General features: G+C 74.0%; 2 protein-coding genes. One reads left to right on the forward strand and one right to left on the reverse strand.

Going from position 1 to position 2029, the window contains the following annotated elements:
- Window positions 1–107 precede the first annotated feature (107 nt).
- Window positions 108–1280: a class I SAM-dependent methyltransferase gene (locus tag AA75_RS24185; protein ID WP_033822321.1), complete on the forward strand. Its 1173-nt coding sequence runs from the start codon at window positions 108–110 to the stop codon at window positions 1278–1280.
- On the opposite strand, the gene AA75_RS24190 is transcribed toward AA75_RS24185, so the two are convergent.
- Window positions 1262–2029: polysaccharide deacetylase family protein (locus AA75_RS24190; RefSeq protein ID WP_033822320.1), on the reverse strand; the 768-nt coding region annotated here is incomplete at its 5' end. The genes AA75_RS24185 and AA75_RS24190 overlap by 19 nt on opposite strands.

Consider the following 2029-nt stretch of genomic DNA (forward strand, 5'->3'; position numbering starts at 1 on the left):
GCCCCCGCCGGCCCCGCACGCGCCCTGCCGGCCCGGCGCGGCCTGCTGAGGGCCGGGGCGCCGGGCGGCGGCCGGTGGCACCGCACCGGCTGATCGACAATGGGGGCGTGGAGATCGAATCGTTCCGGGCCCTGCTGACCGACCGGGGCCGCGCGCTGCTGGCCGAACTGCGGGAGTTCACCGCCGGCGAGGAGCTGGCGCTGGCCACCCGGCTGCGCCGGGAGTACCCCGCCGAGCTGGTGCGGGCCGCCTTCGAGCAGGCCCGGCTGCGGCAGCGGGCCCGCGCCAAGTTCGGCGCCGACGCCGACCTCATGTACTTCACGCCCGACGGTGTGGAGCAGGCCACCCGGCGCAGCGTGGCCGAGTGGCGGGCCGGGCGGTTCGCCGCACTCGGGGTGCGGCGGCTGGCGGACCTGTGCTGCGGGATCGGCGGCGACGCCATCGCGCTGGCCCGGGCCGGGGTCGCGGTGCTGGCGGTCGACCGCTCGCCGCTGACCTGCGCGGTGGCCGAGGCCAACGCGGCCGCGCTGGGCCTGGCGGACCTGGTGGAGGTGCGCTGCGCGGACGTGGCCGACGTCGACGTGGCGGGCTTCGACGCGGTGTTCACCGACCCGGCCCGGCGGACCGCGCGCGGGCGGGTCTTCGACCCCGAGGCGTACTCGCCGCCGCTGTCCTGGGCCGTCGAGGCGGCCCGCCGCACCCCGTTCGGCGCGCTGAAGGTGGCGCCGGGCATCCCGCACGAGCTGGTGCCGGAGGGCGCCGAGGCGGAGTGGGTCTCGGACCACGGCGAGGTGAAGGAGGCGGTGCTGTGGTTCGGCACCGGCGCCGCCGAGCCGCACCGGGCCACCCTGCTGCCCGGGGACCACACGCTGGCCGGCGGCCGCCGGCCGGACCCGGACGCCGGCCCGGTCGGCCGCTACCTGTACGAGCCGGACGGCGCGGTGATCCGGGCGCACCTGGTCACCGAGGTGGCGCAGCAGGTCGGCGGCCGGCTGATCGACCCGATGATCGCCTACCTGACCTCCGACCGGCTGGTGCCGACCCCGTACGCGCACGCCTTCGAGCTGACCGACGTGCTGCCGTACAAGGTGAAGGTGCTGAAGGCACTGGTCCGCGAGCGGGCGGCCGGAACCGTGGTGATCAAGAAGCGCGGGGTGTCGGTGGTGCCGGACGAGCTGCGCAGGCAGCTGAAGCCGGCCGGGCCGAACTCGCTGACGGTGATCCTGTGCCGGACCGACGACGGGCCGCTGATGATGCTCGGTCAGCCGGTGGGCGGCTGAATGTAGTCCTCCAGCCGGGCGACCGCGAAGCCCTGCTCCTGGATCCGGCCGAGCAGTTCGCCGAACATCGCGGTCATCGTCTCGCCCTTGAGGTCCTTGGGGCCGCGGAAGTGCGCCAGGATGATGTCGCCGGGCTTCAGCTTCTTGTCGGCGGCCTGGTACTGCATGTCGTGGATCTGCATCGACTCCCGCCACAGCACGATGGCGCGCGGCCCGCACTGCTGGACGGCGGTGTTGACCGAGGCGGTGTTGGCGCCGTCGCCGTAGGGCGGGCGGAACAGCAGCGGGGGCGTGCCGTACTGCTGGGTGAGCGCAGTCTGGGTGTCGCAGACCTCGCTCTTCTGCTTGTCCGGGGTGAGCTTGCTCATCACCGGGTGGTCCACGGTGTGATTGTGGATGTGGTTCCCGAGGGCCTGCAGCGGTTTGAAGTACCCGTAGTTGTCCTTGACGATGTCGCGGGTCAGGAACATGGAGACCGGCACCTTGAGGTCGGTGAGCATCTCGACGAACTTCGGGTCCTTCTCGGCGCCGTCGTCGATGGTGATGAAGACGACCTTGTCGTGCGTCGGCACCTCGCTGAACACCGGCACCGGGCCGGTCCTGGTCAGCTTGACGGGCTTGTCGGCCGGTGCCGCGGGGGCGGCCGGCAGCGCGGTCAGGCCCCACTTCGACCAGAGCGCGGCACCGGGGACGGGCGCGGCCTGGGCGGCCGGCGCGGCGGAGGACGGCGCCGGACCGCCGGCCGGGGC

The sequence above is a fragment of the Kitasatospora sp. MBT63 genome (assembly GCF_000710465.2).
Classification (GTDB): domain Bacteria; phylum Actinomycetota; class Actinomycetes; order Streptomycetales; family Streptomycetaceae; genus Kitasatospora.